This is a genomic window from Streptomyces sp. NPDC059994 (genome assembly GCF_042737755.1).
GTDB lineage: Bacteria > Actinomycetota > Actinomycetes > Streptomycetales > Streptomycetaceae > Streptomyces.
Map to the genome: position 1 here is coordinate 17,107 of NZ_JBHWUR010000040.1, position 18,999 is coordinate 36,105.

The following is an 18,999-nucleotide window of genomic DNA, read 5'->3' on the forward strand; positions in this document are numbered from 1 at the left end:
AAAGACTGTTCTTCGGACGGTACCCCAGCATTGTCACCCGCGGCCGCAAGGGACGGCTGGTAAACCCGCCTTCCCAAGCTCCAACGCGGGAACGGGGCTCAGGGTTCCCGTCCGGCTTCTCGGCTCAGCCGCCGTAGACGTGCGGAGCGAGCGTCCCGACAAACGGGAGATTGCGGTACTTCTCGGCGTAGTCGAGGCCGTATCCGACGACGAATTCATTCGGAATGTCGAATCCGATCCACTTCACGTCGATCGCGACCTTTGCGGCATCCGGCTTACGGAGCAGCGTGCAGACCTCAAGGGAGGCGGGCTCGCGGGATCCGAGGTTGGAGAGCAGCCAGGACAGCGTCAGGCCGGAGTCGATGATGTCCTCGACGATCAGGACGTGCTTGCCCTTGATGTCGGTGTCGAGGTCCTTGAGGATGCGGACGACGCCGGAGGACTGGGTGCCCGCGCCGTAGGAGGAGACGGCCATCCAGTCCATGGTGACCGGGGTGGAGAGCGCGCGCGCCAGGTCCGCCATGACCATCACAGCGCCCTTGAGGACGCCGACGAGCAGAAGGTCCTTGCCCGCGTACTCCGCGTCGATCTTCGCGGCCAGGTCAACCAGCTTGGCGTCGATCTCTTCCTTGGTGATGAGCACCGACTGGAGGTCGGTGCCCATGTCCTTCTCGTTCACCCGGGCCACTTTCGTTGTACGTACGTGAGCTCAGCTCTGCCGGATGACCAGTCTGCCACCCTGCCGCCGTGCCTCGACGCGCCCGGGGAGGTTGATGGCCCGCTGGCCGCGCCAGCCCGTGATCAGGCGGTCGACCTCCTCGACGTGGCGGGCGAAGAGCGAGCCGGCGGGGGAACCGGCCTGGATGAGGGCCTTGCGCAGCACCCGGCGGCGGACCGCGGCGGGCAGCCCGTAGAGCTTTCCGCACAGCAGCTCGCCGGCCTCGTCCCGTACGACGGGGTCGGCCTCGGCGGCCCAGGCGTCCAGGGCGTCGGCGTCGTCGCGGGAGAGCTCGGCGGTGCGCGCCAGGGCCTCCACGACGCCCTTGCCGAGCGCCTTCTCCAGGGCGGGCAGGCCTTCGTGGCGCAGCCGGGAGCGGGTGTAGGCGGGGTCGGTGTTGTGCGGGTCGTCCCAGACGGGCAGCGACTGGACCAGACAGGCCTTGCGGGCGGTGTGCCGGTCGATCTGGAGGAAGGGGCGGCGGTAGCGGCCGTGGGCGCCGGAGACGGCGGCCATGCCGGACAGCGAGCGGGTGCCGGAGCCGCGGGCGAGGCCGAGCAGAACCGTCTCGGCCTGGTCGTCGCGGGTGTGGCCGAGCAGGATCGCGGCGGCGCCGTGGCGCTCGGCGGCGGCGTCCAGGGCGGCGTAGCGGGCATCCCGGGCGGCGGCTTCGGGGCCGCCTTCGCGGCCCACCTTCACGGCGACGGCCTCGACCGGGTCGAGGCCCATCGCGGTGAGCCGGGCGGCGACCTCGGCGGCGCGCTGGTCGGAGCCGGACTGGAGGCCGTGGTCGACGGTGACGGCGCCGGCGCGGACGGAGAGTTTGCGGGATTCGAAGACGAGGGCGGAGGCCAGCGCCATGGAGTCGGCGCCGCCCGAGCAGGCGACGAGGACCAGGGGGCCGCTGGCGTCGCCCTCGCGCGCGATGTCACGGGGGGTGAGGTCGGGGGGCGGGGTGCGGCCGTCGGGGAGGACGAGCGCGTCGTGCAGTACGTCGTGGAGTACGCGGCGGACCGCCAGGCGTATCGCCGCGACCGCAGGATGGGGACCCATGTCCGGTGCCCTTCGGTGAAGTTGGGGGGTGCCTCGGGACGAGGGGAAAGATCGGTCACACAGAGTGCGTAGATGGTGACAGAACCGAGCCGATACCCGAGCATTGCACGCCTACCCATGCCCTACGGTCCCTCGGATGGGTGATCCTGCGCATTTCCGGGGGACATGTGTGGCCCCCGGGTACGTGGGTGCGGTCGGCGCTCGCCCCGTCAGCCCTCTGTCCTGCTGTGCACCCGCGCGACCCAGTCCGCCGGTTTGGCGATCTCCGCCTTGGTGGGGAGCGTGTTGGGCGAGGTCCAGACCCGGTTGAAGCCGTCCATGCCGACCTGGTCGACGACCGCCCGTACGAAGCGCTCGCCGTCGCGGTACTGACGCAGCTTCGCGTCCAGGCCGAGCAGCTTGCGCAGGGCCTGGTCGAGGCGGGAGGCGCCCTTGGCGCGGCGCTGCTGGAACTTCTCGCGGATCTCGGCCACCGAGGGCACGACCTGCGGTCCGACCCCGTCCATCACGAAGTCCGCGTGGCCTTCGAGCAGCGACATCACGGCGGTGAGCCGGCTGAGGATCTCGCGCTGGGCCGGGGTCTGCACCAGCTCGACCAGGGAGCGGCCGCTGTCGCCCTCCTCGCCCTCGGGGCGGCTTCCGCTGAGCGACTGGGCGGCCTCGCGCAGCCGCTCCAGGACGGTCATCGGGTCGACGTCGGTCTCGCCGAGGAATGACTGGATTTCGCCCTCAAGGTGGTCGCGCAGCCACGGCACGCCGGTGAACTGGGTGCGGTGGGTCTCCTCGTGCAGGCACACCCAGAGCCGGAAGTCGTGCGGGTCCACGTCGAGCTCGCGCTCCACGTGGACGATGTTGGGGGCGACCAGGAGCAGGCGTCCGCCGCCGTTCTCCCCGGCCGGGAGCTCGCGGGTGGGGGGCGCGAACGTCTCGTACTGCCCGAGGACCCGCGAGGACAGGAAGCTGAGCAGCATCCCCACCTCCACGCCGGTGACCTTGCCGCCGACCGCGCCGAGCACGGCGCCGCCCGGGCTGCCGCCCCGGCGCTCCTGCATCTTGTCGAGCAGCGGCTTCAGGACTTCACGGAAGCCGGCCACGTTGGCCTTGACCCAGCCCGCGCGGTCGACCACGAGGACGGGGGTGTCGGCGGGCCGCACGCTCTCCGGGATCATCCGGGTGAACGCCCGTACGTGTTCTTCCGAGGCCTTGGCGTGCCGGCGCAGCTCGGCGACGATGGCTCGCGCCTCGTCCCGGCTCACGTCGGGGCCCGGCCTCACCAGTCGGGTCGCGGTCGCCACCGCGAGGTTCCAGTCGACCATCTCGGCACCACCGATGCGCGTCATGCGTCAACCGTACGTTGTCCCCTCCTCCAGGGGAGGAGGGTTGAAGCCGGGCGCTTACTGGGCGGCCGGCGCGGAACCGGCCCGGCAGCCGCAGCCGGCCAGTCGCTCGGCGAGCCGGTCGAGGGCGCGCTGGGCCGGGTCGGGGCCGGGGGTGTTCGCGGCGAGGAAGGCGAAGGCGAGCAGATGGCCGTCGGCGTCCACGACCGTGCCCGCGAGCGCGTTGACGCCGGAGAGGGTGCCGGTCTTGGCGCGGACGAGGCCGGTGCCCGAGGAGGCGGCCCCGTAGCGGCCGCGCAGGGTGCCGGTGAATCCGGCGACCGGCAGGCCGGTGAGGACCGGGCGCAGCTCCGGGTGGGCGGGGTCGGCGGCGCGGGCGAGCAGCAGGGTCAGGAGCTGGGCGCTGACCCGGTCGTCGCGATTGAGGCCGCTGCCGTCGGCGAACCGGGCGGTGGCGGCCTGCGGCAGGTCGAGCGCGGCGAGCCGGTCGGCGACCGCCTTGGCGGACCCGTCGAAGTCGGCGGGCCGCCCGGTGGCGACGGCGGTCTGGCGGGCGAGCGCCTCGGCGAGGTCGTTGTCGCTGTTGGTCAGCATCCGCTCGACCAGGTCCGAGAGCGGCGCGGAGAGGGTGCGGGCGAGCTCGGCGGCGCCCCGCGGGGCCTTTCCTGGCCGGGGCGCGCTCGTGGTGATGCCGCGCTCGCGCAGCAGCGAGGCGAACGTACGGGCGGTGTCGCCCGCCGGGTCCCCGGTGCGCGGGGCGGGCCCGCTGTCGCTGCCGTCGGTGCGGCCCTCGTCGGTCATCAGGGCGACGACGGGCGCGATGTTCTCGTTCGGGCCGATGGGGTGCAGCTCAGGGCCGCTGTAGCGGGAGAGGTCGTAGGTGAGGGCCGCGTCGGTGACGCCCCGGGCGCGCAGGGCGCGGGCGGTGGCGTCGGCGAGGGCGCGCAGGCCGTCCTTGCCGAGGGTGGGGTCGCCGCCGCCGACGAGGGTGAGCGCGCCGCCCGTCGCGGGGGCGACGACGGTGGTGGGGATGCGGTGGTCGGGGCCGAGCGCCGACAGGGCGGCGACGGCGGTGGCGATCTTGACGGTGGAGGCGGGTGTCATGGCGGTGTCCGCGCGCTGCCCGTAGAGCTGCTTGCCGGTGGCCGTGTCGTACACCGCGGCGGCGGGCTGCGGGCCCAGTCCGGGCGAGGCGAGCAGGGGGCCGAGGATCTGGTCGAGCACGGTGTCCGCCGGGGCGTCCACAGGGGCGCCCAGTGCGGTGAGCACGCCCCTCGCGCTGGGCGCGGGCGCCGGTGCGGGGGGCGCGCCCAGGTGATGTGCGCCACCTGTCCGCTGCCGGGCCGCCGCACGGTCGCGCTCGGCCGTACGCTGACCGGTGTCCCAGGGACCGGCCGTGGCCACCGCTCCGGCCGCCACCGCCATGCCTACCGCAGCCGCACCCGCCATGAGCTGCCATGTCTTGGGTCCCGGCACCGAGGACCAGCCCCTTTCGCGATCACACACCTGCGTGAGGGACACTTAATCACCAGAACTGCGTCTTGCCGCGAACATGGCACTCCGGGTCAGCACCGGCGGCCCATCCGGCTGAATGTCCCGGGCCCGCCCGGGGGCGCAGGAACCGTCCCATGCATGTGCTGATCACTGAGGAGAGCCACCCGTGGAGTTCGACGTCACCATCGAGATCCCGAAGGGTTCGCGGAACAAGTACGAGGTGGACCACGAGACCGGCCGGATCCGCCTGGACCGTCGGCTCTTCACCTCGACCAGCTACCCGGCCGACTACGGCTTCGTCGAGAACACCCTCGGCGAGGACGGCGACCCGCTGGACGCGCTGGTCATCCTGGACGAGCCGACCTTCCCGGGCTGCCTGATCCGCTGCCGCGCCATCGGCATGTTCCGTATGACCGACGAGGCGGGCGGCGACGACAAGCTGCTCTGCGTGCCGGCGTCCGACCCGCGCGTCGAGCACCTGCGCGACATCCACCACGTGTCGGAGTTCGACCGCCTGGAGATCCAGCACTTCTTCGAGGTCTACAAGGACCTGGAGCCCGGCAAGTCCGTCGAGGGCGCCGACTGGGTCGGCCGCGCCGAGGCCGAGGAAGAGATCAAGGCCTCCTACAAGCGCCTGGAGGCGCAGGGCGGCGCGCACTGACGCGTTTTCACCTGTACGACGACGGGCGGTGCACCTTCCGGGGTGCGCCGCCCGTTGTCGTACGACTTGATGATCGCCCACATACTGGGCACACGCATACGTACGGAAGGGACCGGAGGGAGACAAGGGTTGGCTGAGCAGCACGAGTCGGAGGAGCGCAAGCCGCCCTCCGACGAGGCGCGCAGCGCCTTCGCGGCTCCCGACGGGGTGGATCAGCCCGGGCCCCTGGAGGAGGACGCACCCACCTCCGAGTTCGCCCTGCCGGCCGGGGTGCCGGAGCCGAAGGCGGAGACCGCCGAACAGCCGGCCTCCGCCTTCGCGCTGCCCCGCACCTACGCGGCCCGCGAGGCCCCGTCCGCGATGGTCACCACCGGCGGGATGCCGCTGGTGCGGCTCTCCAAGGACGCGCCCTGGCAGGACCGGATGCGCACCATGCTGCGGATGCCGGTGGGCGACCGGCCGGTGCCGGAGACGGCCCTCAAGACCGACGAGGCCGGACCCGCCGTGCCGCGCGTGCTCGACCTGACGATGCGTATCGGCGAGCTGCTGCTCGCGGGCGGCGAGGGCGCGGAGGACGTCGAGGCGGCGATGTTCGCGATCTGCCGCTCGTACGGCCTGGACCGCTGCGAGCCGACGGTGACCTTCACCCTGCTGTCCATCACCCACCAGCCGTCCCTGGTGGACGACCCGGTCACGGCGAACCGGACGGTACGCCGCCGGGGCACCGACTACACGCGCCTGGCGGCCGTGCACCGGCTCGTCACCGACATGACCAGCCCCGACCACGACGTCACTCTCGAAGAGGCCTACCGCCGGCTCGCGGAGATCCGCCGCAACCGGCACCCGTACCCCGGCTGGGTCCTCACCATGGCCGCGGGCGGACTCGCCGGAGCGGCCTCCGTGCTGGTGGGCGGCGGTGTCACGGTCTTCCTCCTGGCCGCGGCCGGTGCGATCCTCGGCGACCGGCTCGCCTGGCTCTGCGCGGCGCGCGGACTGCCCGAGTTCTACCAGTTCGTAGTGGCGGCGATGCCTCCCGCGGCGATGGGTGTGGCGCTCAGCCTCCTCGGCTGGGACCTGCGACCCTCGGCGGTGATCACCGGTGGGCTCTTCGCCCTGATCCCGGGGCGGGCGCTGGTGGCCGCCGTACAGGACGGTCTGACCGGCTTCTACATCACCGCCTCGGCCCGCCTCCTTGAGGTCACCTACTTCTTCGTGGCGATCGTGATCGGCGTGCTCACCGTGCTGTACGGGGGGCTCCAGGTCGACGCCAAGCTGAACCCGGAAGGGGCGCTGAGCCCCATCGAGCGGCCCATCGTGCAGACGCTCGCGTCGATGGTGCTGTGCCTGACCTTCGCCGTCCTGCTCCAGCAGGAACGGTCCACCGTGTGGATCGCGACGGTCAACGGCGGGATCGCCTGGGTGATCTACGCGTCGATCGCGGTCACCGCGAAGGGCTCACCGATCATGGCGACGGCGGTGGCCGCGGGCCTCGTCGGCCTCTTCGGCCAACTGCTCGCGCGCTACCGCAACACCTCCGCGCTGCCGTACGTGACGGCCGCGATCGGCCCGCTGCTGCCCGGCAGCGCCACCTACTTCGGTGTGCTCGCGATCGCCCAGAACCACCGTGACCAGGGCCTCGCCAACATCGCCAAGGCGGCGGCGCTGGCGATGGCCATCGCGATCGGGGTGAACCTGGGGAGCGAGATGTCCCGGATGTTCCTCAAGGCGCCGGGCGCGGAGGCCCGCAGGGCGGCCAAGCGGACGCGGGGATTCTGACGCGCGCTTTCGACTGCGGGCCGTCATGGGCTGGTCGCTCCCCCGAGTTCTCGGCTTCCCTCGAACAGGGGGACCCCCATCGCGGCGGAACCGCCCAACGGCACAGCCCCGCGCCCCTGCAGAACACCCCTGTACGCGAGGCTCAGCGCTTGGCGTGGCGCCTGCGCTGGGGGGGCCGGGCGGCGGGCGGCGCCGAAGGGCCGGCCGCGCCGGGGCCGTCGCCCGGGCCCGCCTTCTTCGCCTTGGAGCGGGCCCGCAGGAACTCGATCGCGATCGGCACCACCGAGACGAGCACGATCGCGATCAGCATCAGCTCGATGTGCTTGTGCACGAACTCGACGTTGCCGAGCGCCGCGCCGAGCAGCGTCACGCCCGCGCCCCACAGCGTGCCGCCGATCACGTTGTACGTGATGAACAAGCGGTAGTTCATCCGGCTCACGCCCGCGATGATCGGCGTGAACGTCCGCACGATCGGCACGAACCGGGCCAGGACCAGCGACTTCGGGCCGTACTTCTCGAAGAACTCGTGGGCCTTCTCCACGTTCTCCTGCTTGAAGAGCTTGGAGTCCGGCCGGTTGAAGAGCGACGGTCCGACCTTGCGGCCGAAGAGGTAGCCCACCTGGTCACCGATGACGGCCGCGGCCACGACCGCCAGGCAGACCAGCCACAGCGGGGTGTCGATCTTGTCGCTGGTGACCAGCAGTCCGGTGGTGAACAGGAGCGAGTCGCCCGGCAGGAAGAAGCCGATGAGCAGGCCGGACTCGGCGAAGACGATCACCAGCAGACCGGGCAGGCCGAAGGACGACAGCAGCTGGTCGGGGTCCAGCCAGCTCGGACCGAGTGCGAGGTTGGTCACGGGTTCCGGGCTCCTGGGTCAGGGGTCTGGGTGAGGGGGCGCGCGTAAGCGCGTGTTGACGGGGCCAAAACTATCAACGCGTTCGGCCCAATCCAGGTTCCACCGGGTTCCTGGGGATGCGCTGTGCCCGGGCGGGTACAAAGCTGAGTCCCAGGATCTCCAGAAGGTGGGCGCGATGGGCATCGAGGAATACGGCGGCGGGCAGGGCGCGCAGTCCGACGTACTGGTCGTGACGACGAACGACGTACCCGGCTATCAGGTCCAGCAGGTCATCGGGGAGGTCTTCGGCCTGACCGTCCGCTCCCGCCACCTCGGCAGCCAGATCGGCGCGGGACTGAAGTCCATGATCGGCGGCGAACTGAAGGGGCTGACGAAGACGCTTGTGCAGACCCGGAACCAGGCGATGGAGCGACTGGTCGAGCAGGCACGCGCGCGTGGGGCGAACGCCGTCCTCATGATGCGCTTCGACGTCACCGAGGCGGCCGACGTCGGGACAGAGGTCTGCGCGTACGGAACAGCGGTTGTGATCACGAAGCTCTGAGGCGGGGGAACAGCCATGGCACTGCACCAAGGCGCCGGCAAGAAGGCGCACGAGCACGAGAAGGAGTACGGGCGGCTCGCCCTCAACCCGTTCTTCGGGGAGGCCGACCCGGTCGGCTCCATGACGTCGGCGCCGCCCCGGCACCAGCTGCCGGAACGGCCGCTGCCCCCCTCCACCGCGTACCAGCTCGTCCACGACGAACTGATGCTGGACGGCAACTCCCGGCTCAACCTGGCCACCTTCGTCACCACCTGGATGGAGCCGGAGGCCGGGGTGCTGATGGCGGAGTGCCGGGACAAGAACATGATCGACAAGGACGAGTACCCGCGCACCGCCGAGCTGGAGCGGCGCTGTGTGGCGATGCTCGCGGACCTGTGGCACGCGCCCGACCCGGCCGGGGCGGTGGGCTGCTCGACGACGGGGTCGAGCGAGGCGTGCATGCTCGCCGGGATGGCGCTCAAGCGGCGCTGGGCGAAGCGGAACGCGGACCGCTATCCGGGGCGGGACGCGGTGCCGAACCTGGTGATGGGCGTGAACGTCCAGGTCTGCTGGGAGAAGTTCTGCGCCTTCTGGGAGGTCGAGGCGCGCCAGGTCCCGATGGAGGGCGACCGCTTCCACCTCGACCCGCAGGCGGCGGCCGAGCTGTGCGACGAGAACACGATCGGCGTGGTCGGGATCCTCGGCTCGACCTTCGACGGATCGTACGAGCCGATCGCGGAACTCTGCGCGGCGCTCGACGCGTTGCAGGAGCGTACGGGTCTCGATGTGCCGGTCCATGTGGACGGCGCGTCGGGGGCGATGGTGGCGCCCTTCCTGGACGAGGACCTGGTGTGGGACTTCCGGCTGCCCAGGGTCTCGTCGATCAACACGTCCGGGCACAAGTACGGCCTGGTGTACCCGGGCGTGGGGTGGGCCCTGTGGCGCTCGGCGGAGGAGCTCCCGGAGGAGCTGGTCTTCCGGGTGAACTACCTGGGCGGCGACATGCCCACGTTCGCGCTGAACTTCTCCCGGCCGGGGGCGCAGGTGGTCGCGCAGTACTACACGTTCCTGCGGCTGGGGCGGGAGGGGTTCCGGGCGGTGCAGCAGACCACCCGGGACGTGGCGCGGACGCTTGCCGGGCGCATCGAGGCGTTCGGCGACTTCCAGCTGCTCACGCGCGGGAACGAGCTGCCGGTGTTCGCGTTCACCACGAGGCCGGAGGTGAAGGGGTACGACGTGTTCGATGTGTCGCGGCGGCTGCGGGAGCATGGGTGGCTGGTGCCCGCCTATACGTTCCCGCCGAACCGGGAGGATCTGTCCGTGCTGCGGGTGGTGTGCCGCAACGGGTTCTCGTCGGACCTGGCGGCGATGCTGGTGGAGGATCTGGGGCGGTTGCTGCCGGAGCTGCGGCGGCAGTCCGGCCCGCTCGGCCGGGATGAGTCTGTGGCTACCGCGTTCCACCACTGACGCGCTTGTGGGGTGCGGCGCCGCTTTCGCGGGGTGCGGCGCCGCTTTCGCGGGATGCGGGGGCGTCGCGGGATGCGGTGTTCGGCTGCGGCGCCGCTTTCGCGGGATGCGGGGGCCTCGCGGGATGCGGTGTTCGGCTGCGGCGCCGCTTTCGCGGGATGCGGGGGCCTCGCGGGATGCGGTGTTCGGCTGCGGCGTCGCTGTCGCGGGATGCGGGGGCTTCGCGGGATGCGGGGGCGTCGCGGGATGCGGGGGCTTCGCGGGATGCGGGGGCCTCGCGGGATGCGGGGGCCTCGCGGGATGCGGGGGCCTCGCGGGATGCGGGGGCCTCGCGGGATGCGGGGGCCTCGCGGGATGCGGTGTTCGGCTGCGGCGCCGCTGTCGCGGGATGCGGGGGCCTCGCGGGATGCGGTGTTCGGCTGCGGCGCCGCTGTCGCGGGGTGCGTGTTCGGCTGCGGGCCGGTGGGGGGCTGGTCGCGTGGTTCCCCGCACCCCTATGGGGCGCCCCCGTCCGCCAGGACCCCCACGAACGGCTCCCCCTCGCCCGCGAACGTGTACGCGCCCCCCTCGATCCGGGCGATCAGGCCGCCCGTCCACGCCGCCTCCCCGTCCGCCGAGTGGACCCACATGTTCATGATCTCGCCGATGTGGCCGAGGGACTCGGGGCCTTCCTCGGGGGTGTAGTACTCGGTCACCCTGGTGCGCCACGCCGCCAGCCGCTCCAGGCGGTCGCGCAGCAGCGCCACCACCTCCGTGCGCGGCAGGTCGACCATGAAGCCGATCGCCGCCGAGAGCATGTCCATCTTCTGGTCGTACGAGGTCAGCGCCGCGCGCAGCAGCTTCAGGTACTCCTCGCGGCCCGCGTCCGTCAGCTCGTACTCGGTGCGCGGCGGGCCGCCCGCCGTGCTCGGCGCGATCTCATGGGCGTGCAGCACGCCCTCTTTCGCCATCTGTTTGAGGGCGTGGTAGATCGAGCCGGGCTTGGCGTTGGACCACTCGTGGGCACCCCAGTACTCCAGGTCGTTGCGGACCTGGTAGCCGTGCGCCCGGCCGTGCTGGCGGATCGCGCCGAGGACGAGGAGTCGGATCGCTGACATGCGCGTCAGCCTATGACCCCGGCCGTTCGCGAGAGCAACCAGCTCGTCGCTCAGAACGGGAACAGGCTCCTCCCGTGCTGCACGGAGATCCACTTCTGGGTGGTGAACGCCTCCACCGTCGAGTCCCCGTTGAGCCGCCCGAGCCCCGAGTACTTCTCGCCACCGAACGACACCAGCGGCTCGTCCTGGATGGTCGAGTCGTTGACGTGGATCATCCCGGTGACGATCCGCTTGGCGAACCGCACACCCCGCTCCACGTTGGCGGTGTGGACGGCGCCGCTCAGTCCGTACGGACTGTCGTTGGCCATCCGTACCGCCTCCTCCTCGCCGTCGAAGGAGAGCAGCAGCACCACCGGGCCGAAGATCTCCTGCCGCAGCAGCGGGGAGTCCTCGGGCAGCCCGGTCAGAACGGTCGGCTCGACAAGGCTGCCGCGCGTGCGGCCCCGTACGAGCGCGGTGGCGCCCTCGGCCAGGGCCTGGTCGACCAGCGAAGTGAGCGCGTCCGCCTGGAAGTTGTTGATCACCGGGCCGATGTCGGTGGCCGGGTCGGCCGGGTCGCCGGTCTTGAGAGCCGCGACGCGCGCACAGAACTTCTCGGTGAACTCCTGCTCGATACTCCGGTCCACCAGGACGCGGTTGGCGGCCATACAGACCTGGCCCTGGTAGACGAACCGGCTGAAAACCGCCGCCTCGACCGCGTAGTCGATGTCCGCGTCGTCCAGGACCACCAGCGCGCTGTTGCCGCTCAGCTCCAGGATGGCCCGCTTGAAGTGGCTGCCCGCGACGGCGGCCACATGGCGGCCGGTGCGGTCGGAGCCGGCGAACGAGATCACCTTGGGCACCGGGTGCTCTATCAGCGCGTCGCCTATCTCGGCGATATCCGTGACCAGCACGTTCAGCAGCCCGGCCGGCAGGCCCGCGTCCTCGAAGATCTTGGCGATGAGGCCGCCGCCGACCACCGGCGCGTTCTGGTTCGGCTTGATGACGACGGCGTTGCCGAGCGCCAGGGCCGGCGCGACCGACTTCAGCGTCACCAGGAAGGGGAAGTTGAAGGGGCTGATCACCCCGACCACGCCGACCGGCAGCCGGTAGACGCGGTTCTCCTTGCCGTCCACGGGCGAGGGCAGGATCCGGCCCTCCGGCCGTATCGCCAGCTGTATCGCCTCGCGCAGGAACTCCTTGGCGAGGTGCACCTCGTACCCGGCCTTGAGGCGGGTGCCGCCCAGCTCGGTGACGATCGCCTCGATGATCTCCGGCTCGCGCTCCTCGGTGATCCTCAGCGCGCGCTCGAAGACCAGTCTTCGGCTGTACGGGTTGGTCTCACCCCAGCCGATCTGGGCGCGCTCGGCCGCTCGATAGGCCTCGTCGACCTCGTCCACCGTGGCGACCGTGATGGCGGCGAGCTTCTCCCCGTTGTACGGATCGAAGTCGATGATGTCCCACGACCCACTGCCGGTGCGCCACTCGCCGTCGATGTACTGGTGGGCCAGGTCGGTGAAGAAGGACATGCCATCCCTTACTGCTGCCACTGCGCCGCCACCGTGTCCGTCGCGAACGTGTTCGTCGTCGCGTCCACTGTGTCCCCCGCTTCTGGTACACAACCCTGATGTGACGTCATCGTACTGACGTATCAGATGAGTTGGAGCAGTCCACGGAGAAGATCGCGGCTCTCCTCCGGTCCCGGGCTGTCCTCCTGGAGCCGTTCCATCGCCCTTTCGTACTGGGCGACCTCCTCCGGCTTGTCCAGATAGAGGGAGCTGGTGAGCTGCTCCAGATAGACGATGTCGGAGAGGTCGGACTCCGGGAAGCGCAGCAGGGTGAAGGCCCCGCTCTCGCCGGCGTGCCCGCCGAAGCTGAACGGCATCACCTGGAGGGTCACGTTCGGCTGCTCGGACACCTCTATGAGGTGCTTCAACTGGCCGCGCATCACGTCCCGTTCGCCGTACGGGCGGCGCAGCGCCGCTTCGTCCAGGACGGCGTGGAACCTCGGCGCGCGCTCGGAGACGAGGGCCTTCTGGCGCTCCAGGCGCAGCGCCACGCGGCGGTCGACCTCCGCGTTCGACCCGTTGGGCATGCCGCGCCTGACGACGGCGTGGGCGTACGCCTCGGTCTGCAACAGGCCGTGGACGAACTGCACTTCATAGATCCGGATGAGCGAGGCCGCGCCCTCCAGACCGATGTACGTCTGGAACCAGCCGGGCAGCACATCGCCGTAACTGTGCCACCAGCCCGCGATGTTGGCCTCTTTCGCCAGCCCCAGGAGCGACGCGCGCTCGGCGTCGTCGGTGACCCCGTAGAGCGTCAGCAGGTCTTCGACATCCCGTGCCTTGAAGCTCACCCGCCCCAACTCCATACGACTGATCTTCGACTCGGACGCCCTGATCGAATACCCGGCGGCCTCACGGGTGATGCCCCGGGACTCGCGCAGGCGCCTGAGCTGTGAGCCCAGCAGAATACGCCGGACCACCGACCCGCTCGACTCTCCTGCGGTCACTTCGCTGTCCCTCCCCAACCGACGGTGCACGGCAGTCTGCCACCAAAACGCTTCAGCCCGTACTCAATCGATTACGGAAATGGTCAAGCTCCGAAATCGGCCTCGGGAAGAAATGAGCAACAATCACCACGGGGTTGGACAGGTCTGGCACGTGCACGTGCATCTGCCCTTGCATCAGGAGCGGGCATTCGGAACCATGGTCCCCGCGCACCTGCGTGCTCGTCTTGTGTCCTGCTGTGTCCTGCGTTCTGTTCTGCTGTACGCCACGTTCGCCTGTACCGCCACGGCCGCGAATCCCGGGAGTGCCTCGCATGGGGACGAATGGATCGACCATGCTGGAGCCGTTGGAGCCTTTGAAGCAGGCCCTCCCGCCCATCGACCCCTCCGCCGTGGCCTGTTCCGCGTCCTGTGCGCTGCCCGCCCGCTATGAAGCCGTGGGCGGTGCCAGACAGTTCACCAAGAAGACGCTCGGCCAGTGGGAGCTGTCGGAGCGCTTCGACGAAGTGGCCCTGGTCGTCTCGGAGCTCGTCACCAACGCACTGCGCCACGCGCTGCCCGCCGACACCGCCCGCGAGTCCGACGCGCCGCCCGTGCGGCTGCATCTGATGCGCTGGACCAGCCGGCTGGTGTGCGCGGTGCGCGACCCCAGTGTGGACAGCCCGTCCTCGCCCGGCTCCGACGACTGCGACGCCGAGTCGGGGCGCGGCCTGTTCCTGGTGGACTCGTTCAGCGACTCCTGGGGCTGGCACCCGCTCACGGGCACGCTGAGCGGCAAGGTGGTCTGGGCCTTGTTCCGCCTCCAGCCGGTCGACTGACCCGGCGCTTCTCACCCGTACGACATGAGGGCCCCCGGATGGGGGCCCGTTCGCGTATGCGGGGTTCAGTGAGCCAGTGATCCAGTGAGCCAGGGGGCTCAGTCGGTGATCAGGTGGTCGAACTCGCCGTCCTTGATGCCGAGCAGCATCGCCTCGATCTCCGCGCGCGTGTAGACCAGCGCGGGTCCGTCCGGGAACGTCGAGTTGCGGACGGCAACCCTCCCGCCCGACAGCCTGGCGAACTCCACGCAGGTCCCCTGGGAGTTACTGTGCCGGCTCTTCTGCCAGACGACACCCTGAAGCTCCGTTGCCGCCATGCCGTTGTACGCGTGGTGCAAGGTCGCTCCCGGGGGGATGTGCAGGCGTGCATCTGTGAAAGGTCAACTGCCCCGGATCATAGCCGTGTTCATGTGCGCCTGCATGAGCATATGCACGTGCACGCGCGGTACTCGGGCCGTTACAGGCATTTCACCGGGTTGGACTCCTCGTCCACTGGGTATAGACGCGTCCCGCGCCCACCTGGTTCACGCGCTGGTAGCTTGTCGCGTCCGGGAACCGTTGAGGCAAGGGGATTGCGCAGTGCACAGGCATGTACGTACCGGGGCGGGCGCCGTGGCCCTCGCCGCCTGTCTCGCCTTGACCGGGTGCTCCAGCTCGGACGGCGGCGACAAGCCCAAGGACGAGAGCACCGGCGGCACCGGGCAGAGCCCGAGCCCGAGCGCGAGCGGCGGCAGCGGCAACGGCAGTGGCAACGGCGGCAAGGTGGCCGCCAAGGACATCGCCGGCGCCTGGGCGGCCGTACTCCAGGGCAAGCCCACCGCCCTGGTGATCAGCGGGGCGACCGTGGCGCTCGGCGGCGAACACACGTGCAGCGGCACGGTCAGCGACAACGGCATGGCGATGATCGAGCTGAGGTGCGCCGACGGCAACACCGACCGCGCGGCGGGCATGCCCTCGCTGAGCACGGACGGCAAGACCCTCACGGTGAAGTGGGAGGGCGGCAAGACCGACACCTTCACCAAGTCGGAGCTGGACGGGAAACTGCCGACGGGCATCCCGACGGCGGGACTGCCGACGCCCTGACCCGCGGTCAGGACCTTGCCGCCAGGACCTTCCCGTTAGGACCTTCCCGCCAGGACCTTCCCGTCAGGACCTTCCCTGCCGGGACGGCGGCGGCCCGGCGTCCTTGAGGGCCATCGGCGGGGCGGGCGAGGCGAGCGCGTCCGAGAGCTCCTCCAGGCAGTGGAGGAGCAGGCCCGCGCCCTTGCGTACGACACGGTCGGACCCGGCGGGCGCCCCCTCGCCGTCCCACGCGGCCAGCGCCTTCTCCGCCTCGCCCCACTGCGGCACCCACCGCTCCCGCACCGCCTTCGCACCCCGCTCGGTGGCCCCGCGCAGCGCCCCGGCGAACGCGGCGGCGGCCGGGACCGGGGCCGCGCCGCGCTCGGGCACGTGCGCCTCCATCAGCATCGCGATCCGGCCGAGCTGCCCCACCGCGTGCCCGGCCCCCTCGGCGGCGGCCCTGGACAGCCCCCGGTGGCGTACCGGTTCGTGAGTGGCCCGCTCCAGCGCCTCCTGCCAGGCGGCCCGGGCCGCGCGGGCGTCGAGCAGTGCCCGGCGCACCTCTTCGGCGGGCGCTGCGGGGTCGGCGTACCGGTCGGCGACGGCCGCCGCGTACCGCCCGCAGGCGGCCAGCCAGTCCGCGAGCCGGGTCCGCGGCCTGGGCGTCTCCCAGGCCGGGTAGAGGGCGTACGCGGCAATCGCCAGCACCCCGCCGAGCAGGGTGAGCAGCACCCGGTCGGGGACGGTCTGGGTCCACTGGAGGCCGCCGGTGCCGAGCAGGAAGACCACGTACGCGGAGGTGCACGCGCGCTGGCCGCCGCGCATCCCGTACGCATCAGCAGATACATCAGGAACGCGCAGAGCACCGCCGGCGCGGCCGACAGGCCCGGCCCGGGGTGGGCGAGCTGGACCAGGCCGGTGGCGAGGGCGACGCCGACGAGGGTGCCGCCGAAGCGGGCGACCGCCCGGGAGTACGTCTGGGAGAAGTCCGGGCGCATCACCATGACGGAGGCCATCGGCGCCCAGTAGCCGTGGCCGAGCGGCAGGGCCTTGCCGAGGAGGTACCCGGTGGCGGCGACCGCGCAGACCCGGGTGGCGTGCCGGAAGACCGGGGAGTCGCGGCGGCCCAGCTCGGCCCGCATGGTGCGCAGGGCGAGGGGACGAGCCGGGGCAGGGTGGGCCTCAGCAGCGGCTCGGCCCCGTCGCCGCCGGTGCCCTCGGCCGTCTCCACGACATCGCCGAGGAGCGCGGTCAGCCGGGTGGCGGCGCGGAAGGCGGGGCCGGTGAGGATCGCACCGGTGTCGGGCGTCCTGAGGGCGGCCTCGGCGGGCGGGGGGATGCGTACGGCCTCGCCGTGCCGGATCGCGCGGGCGGCCGCGTCGAGCACGGAGGCGGCGGCGCCGAGCAGTTCGCGTACCCGGTCGCGCTCAGGACCCTCCTCGGGCACGCCCAGCGCGGGGTCCGCGAGCGGGGCGAGGACCGGCCGGATGCGTTCGGCCACGCCCCGCGATCCGTGCAGCTCCGCCGGGCGGCGGCGGGCCTCGCGGGGAGTGACGGCGGCGGCGAGCCGGGCGGTCATCAGGGGCTAAGCGGGTCGAACGGGGCGCGCGGGTCGTGCCGCAGCCGTCGGGCGTAGTCGGCCACGGCGGCCCGGGCGTCGGCGAGCGCGTCGCGCTGGGCGCCCCAGCGGCGGATCGGGACGAGTGTAGGGCCTCGCCGGGGGCTGAACGTTGTTCGGGTGCGGGCCGTCTTGGGCTGGTCGCGCAGTTCCCCGCGCCCCTGAACGGGCACGGCAACTCCCTCCTCCTGCGTGCAAGGAGCGAGGTCCGGGCACCTCCGGCCCCTCCGGCGTTTGAGGAGCGTGGTCCGGGGCGGAGCCCCGAAAGCGGGGTGCAGGGGCCGCAGGCCCCGCAACGGGGGTCCGGGAGCGAAGCCCCCGGGAAACGAGCCTCCACCCCCACCCACCCCCGGAGGCCACGCGGCGGAGCCGCACATGTCACAGCGGGAAGGGGCGGGGTGGGGGAAACAGCCTCAGCCCGGCGGCAAGCCCCGGCGCCCCGGCGCATGGTGGGCCCGGTTCGCCGCCGTCGTGCCGTCCAGCCAGCCCGCCTCGTCCGTCGCCCCCCGCACCCGTGTCCGTACCGTCCGCGGGAACATCTCCTCCGCCCGCCCCGCGACCGCCACCGCGCGCGTGGCGAGCACCGGCAGCAGTGTGGAGGACGCCGTCGACTCCACCTGGCGGGCCGTCGCCGACAGGAGGTCGCCCAGGCGGTTGGCGTACGCCAGCAGGAAGGACTGACGGAACGTCTTCGTCCGCCGGCGCCCGCCCGCCCGCTGCGCCGCCTCCGCCCGCGTCATCGCCGCCGTCCCCTGCACCAGCAGCGACGTGTAGAGCAGCTCGACCGCCTCCAGGTCGGCCTCGAAGCCCACGACCGTGGAGAAGCCGAACTCCCCGTTCCACACCGCCCGGCAGTGGTTGGCCGAGGCGACCGCGTCGAGCAGGATCGCCTTGGCCGTCTCGTACGGCGCGTCCACCCCGATCCGGCACGCCCCCGGCGCGTCGCCCCGATGGCCGCCCGCCGCCAGCACCGCCTCGTCGATGCTGTGCAGCGCCATCAGCTCCTGCGCCTTGGCGCTCAGCGCCTCCGCCTCCTCCGGGAACTCCGTCGCCTCCGCCTTGGCGAGCAGAGCCCGGATCCGCGTCAGCGCCTTCGGCTCGCCGTGCGCCGGCGGCAGGTGCACGGGCGTGCCCGGCACCGGCCCCACCGGCTCGATCGCGGGCAGCCGCAGCAGCAGCCGGTACAGCTCAAGCACCGCCGTCGCGCGCGTGAAACGGTCCTCGGCCCGGTCCCCCGCTCCCCGGACAGCGTCGGCGAGGGCCTCGACCTGCTCCGCCCACCGCGCCGGCAACCGCTCGTACCGCTTCAGTTGTACGAGGACGAGCTCCACGGCCAGCCGTACGTGCGGCTCCGCCAGCTCGCGCCGGACCATCCGTACGACATCGGCCGGCTGCCACCCCCGCTCCCACGCCCGCCCGATCAGCTCCTGCCCGCGCAGGGCGAGCTCGGCGTCGGCGGACGGATCGGCGGCGAGCAGCGACGCGCCCGTGTCCAGGTCCGCGTCGGACTCGGCGTACAGCGCGGCGGCCAGCGCCCGCTCCACCGTCGTCACTGCGCCGCGTCCCAGTCCCGCCGGGCCCGGGCGATCGCGTCCCGGTGGCCGATCGACCAGTCCGCGAGCGCCTTGACCAGGTGGGTGAGGCTGTGGCCCATCTCGGTCAGCTCGTACTCGACCGGCGCGGGGACGGTCGGGTACACCGTCCGGTCCACCAGACCGTCGCGCTCAAGGCGCCGCAGGGTCAGCGTCAGCATCCGCTGCGAAATGCCGGGCACCGCGCGCTGGAGCTGGCGGAACCGCCTGACGCCCGCGGCGAGTTCGACCACGACGTACACCGACCACTTGTCCCCGAGCCGGTCGAGCACATCGCGCACCCCGCACTCGTCCTGCGGGGTCTCGCAGCTGATCACGGGGTCGGTGATCAGCCGTCGGCTCTCGGGGGTGGTTACCTCCGTGTGCCCCACTGACATCGAAGTGCCTCCTTACGCGCGCGTGCCGGACCGCACACGATGGTCGCAGTTACCGAACACAT

Annotated in this window: 17 protein-coding genes and 1 pseudogene; 6 read left to right on the forward strand and 12 right to left on the reverse strand. The window is 71.8% G+C overall.

All coding sequences use genetic code 11. The annotated features are described in order from the left end of the window. Positions 1-124: 124 nt before the first annotated feature. From hpt to dacB, 4 genes are all read right to left on the reverse strand, one after another. The gene (hpt, locus tag ACFWA7_RS20895) at positions 125-664 is read right to left on the reverse strand and encodes a hypoxanthine phosphoribosyltransferase (RefSeq protein ID WP_385539612.1); all 540 of its coding nucleotides are present in this window, start codon (positions 662-664) and stop codon (positions 125-127) included. A 45-nt stretch (positions 665-709) separates the two neighbouring features. After that, the gene (tilS, locus tag ACFWA7_RS20900; protein WP_385824495.1) at positions 710-1,771 is read right to left on the reverse strand and encodes a tRNA lysidine(34) synthetase TilS; all 1,062 of its coding nucleotides are present in this window, start codon (positions 1,769-1,771) and stop codon (positions 710-712) included. Between the two features lie 209 nt (positions 1,772-1,980). Continuing rightward, positions 1,981-3,111 carry a zinc-dependent metalloprotease gene (locus tag ACFWA7_RS20905; RefSeq protein WP_385539580.1) on the reverse strand — a complete coding sequence of 377 codons (1,131 nt, stop codon included), beginning with the start codon at positions 3,109-3,111 and terminating at the stop codon, positions 1,981-1,983. Between the two features lie 54 nt (positions 3,112-3,165). After that, positions 3,166-4,584 carry a D-alanyl-D-alanine carboxypeptidase/D-alanyl-D-alanine-endopeptidase gene (gene dacB / locus ACFWA7_RS20910; protein ID WP_385539578.1) on the reverse strand — a complete coding sequence of 473 codons (1,419 nt, stop codon included), beginning with the start codon at positions 4,582-4,584 and terminating at the stop codon, positions 3,166-3,168. Positions 4,585-4,768: 184 nt separating this feature from the next. Between dacB and ACFWA7_RS20915 the strand changes: the two genes are divergently transcribed. Continuing rightward, positions 4,769-5,263: an inorganic diphosphatase gene (locus tag ACFWA7_RS20915; protein WP_067160543.1), complete on the forward strand. Its 495-nt coding sequence runs from the start codon at positions 4,769-4,771 to the stop codon at positions 5,261-5,263. Between the two features lie 69 nt (positions 5,264-5,332). Then, positions 5,333-7,039, forward strand: a complete 1,707-nt coding sequence (locus tag ACFWA7_RS20920) for a threonine/serine exporter ThrE family protein (protein ID WP_385539576.1) — start codon at positions 5,333-5,335, stop codon at positions 7,037-7,039. A gap of 142 nt (positions 7,040-7,181) precedes the next feature. On the opposite strand, the gene ACFWA7_RS20925 is transcribed toward ACFWA7_RS20920, so the two are convergent. Continuing rightward, positions 7,182-7,895 (reverse strand): DedA family protein, encoded by a 714-nt coding sequence (locus ACFWA7_RS20925; protein WP_385539574.1) that lies wholly within the window; start codon positions 7,893-7,895, stop codon positions 7,182-7,184. 175 nt (positions 7,896-8,070) lie between these two features. On the opposite strand from ACFWA7_RS20925, the gene ACFWA7_RS20930 reads away from it, so the two are divergent. Both ACFWA7_RS20930 and ACFWA7_RS20935 read left to right on the forward strand, forming a co-directional pair. After that, the gene (locus tag ACFWA7_RS20930; RefSeq protein WP_190092586.1) at positions 8,071-8,436 is read left to right on the forward strand and encodes a YbjQ family protein; all 366 of its coding nucleotides are present in this window, start codon (positions 8,071-8,073) and stop codon (positions 8,434-8,436) included. A 15-nt stretch (positions 8,437-8,451) separates the two neighbouring features. After that, entirely contained in the window at positions 8,452-9,882 is a 1,431-nt protein-coding gene (locus tag ACFWA7_RS20935; protein WP_385539572.1) for a glutamate decarboxylase, read from the forward strand. A 494-nt stretch (positions 9,883-10,376) separates the two neighbouring features. Here the strand turns inward: ACFWA7_RS20935 and ACFWA7_RS20940 are convergent, their stop codons facing one another. The 3 genes from ACFWA7_RS20940 to ACFWA7_RS20950 all read right to left on the reverse strand — a co-directional run bounded on the left by ACFWA7_RS20940 (position 10,377) and on the right by ACFWA7_RS20950 (position 13,473). Then, complete coding sequence (locus ACFWA7_RS20940) at positions 10,377-10,979, reverse strand: PadR family transcriptional regulator (RefSeq protein ID WP_385539571.1); 603 nt, start codon at positions 10,977-10,979, stop codon at positions 10,377-10,379. A 50-nt stretch (positions 10,980-11,029) separates the two neighbouring features. Further along, positions 11,030-12,487 (reverse strand): aldehyde dehydrogenase family protein, encoded by a 1,458-nt coding sequence (locus ACFWA7_RS20945; RefSeq protein WP_385539569.1) that lies wholly within the window; start codon positions 12,485-12,487, stop codon positions 11,030-11,032. A gap of 122 nt (positions 12,488-12,609) precedes the next feature. Further along, positions 12,610-13,473 (reverse strand): helix-turn-helix domain-containing protein, encoded by an 864-nt coding sequence (locus ACFWA7_RS20950; protein ID WP_385539567.1) that lies wholly within the window; start codon positions 13,471-13,473, stop codon positions 12,610-12,612. Positions 13,474-13,784: 311 nt separating this feature from the next. Here ACFWA7_RS20950 and ACFWA7_RS20955 point away from each other — a divergent pair, with 311 nt between their 5' ends. Further along, entirely contained in the window at positions 13,785-14,288 is a 504-nt protein-coding gene (locus ACFWA7_RS20955) for an ATP-binding protein (protein ID WP_385539566.1), read from the forward strand. 98 nt (positions 14,289-14,386) lie between these two features. Here the strand turns inward: ACFWA7_RS20955 and ACFWA7_RS20960 are convergent, their stop codons facing one another. Further along, on the reverse strand, positions 14,387-14,626 hold the full coding sequence (locus tag ACFWA7_RS20960) for a DUF397 domain-containing protein (RefSeq protein WP_385539564.1): 240 nt from the start codon (positions 14,624-14,626) through the stop codon (positions 14,387-14,389). 241 nt (positions 14,627-14,867) lie between these two features. Here ACFWA7_RS20960 and ACFWA7_RS20965 point away from each other — a divergent pair, with 241 nt between their 5' ends. After that, positions 14,868-15,371 carry a hypothetical protein gene (locus ACFWA7_RS20965; protein ID WP_385824497.1) on the forward strand — a complete coding sequence of 168 codons (504 nt, stop codon included), beginning with the start codon at positions 14,868-14,870 and terminating at the stop codon, positions 15,369-15,371. Between the two features lie 63 nt (positions 15,372-15,434). On the opposite strand, the pseudogene ACFWA7_RS20970 reads toward ACFWA7_RS20965, so the two are convergent. From ACFWA7_RS20970 to ACFWA7_RS20980, 3 genes and pseudogenes are all read right to left on the reverse strand, one after another. Next, positions 15,435-17,054 (reverse strand): annotated as a pseudogene (locus ACFWA7_RS20970) (FUSC family protein); the annotation flags it as partial. A 327-nt stretch (positions 17,055-17,381) separates the two neighbouring features. After that, entirely contained in the window at positions 17,382-18,512 is a 1,131-nt protein-coding gene (locus ACFWA7_RS20975) for a DUF2786 domain-containing protein (protein WP_385824527.1), read from the reverse strand. Between the two features lie 5 nt (positions 18,513-18,517). After that, complete coding sequence (locus tag ACFWA7_RS20980) at positions 18,518-18,937, reverse strand: winged helix-turn-helix transcriptional regulator (protein ID WP_385824499.1); 420 nt, start codon at positions 18,935-18,937, stop codon at positions 18,518-18,520. Positions 18,938-18,999 lie beyond the last annotated feature (62 nt).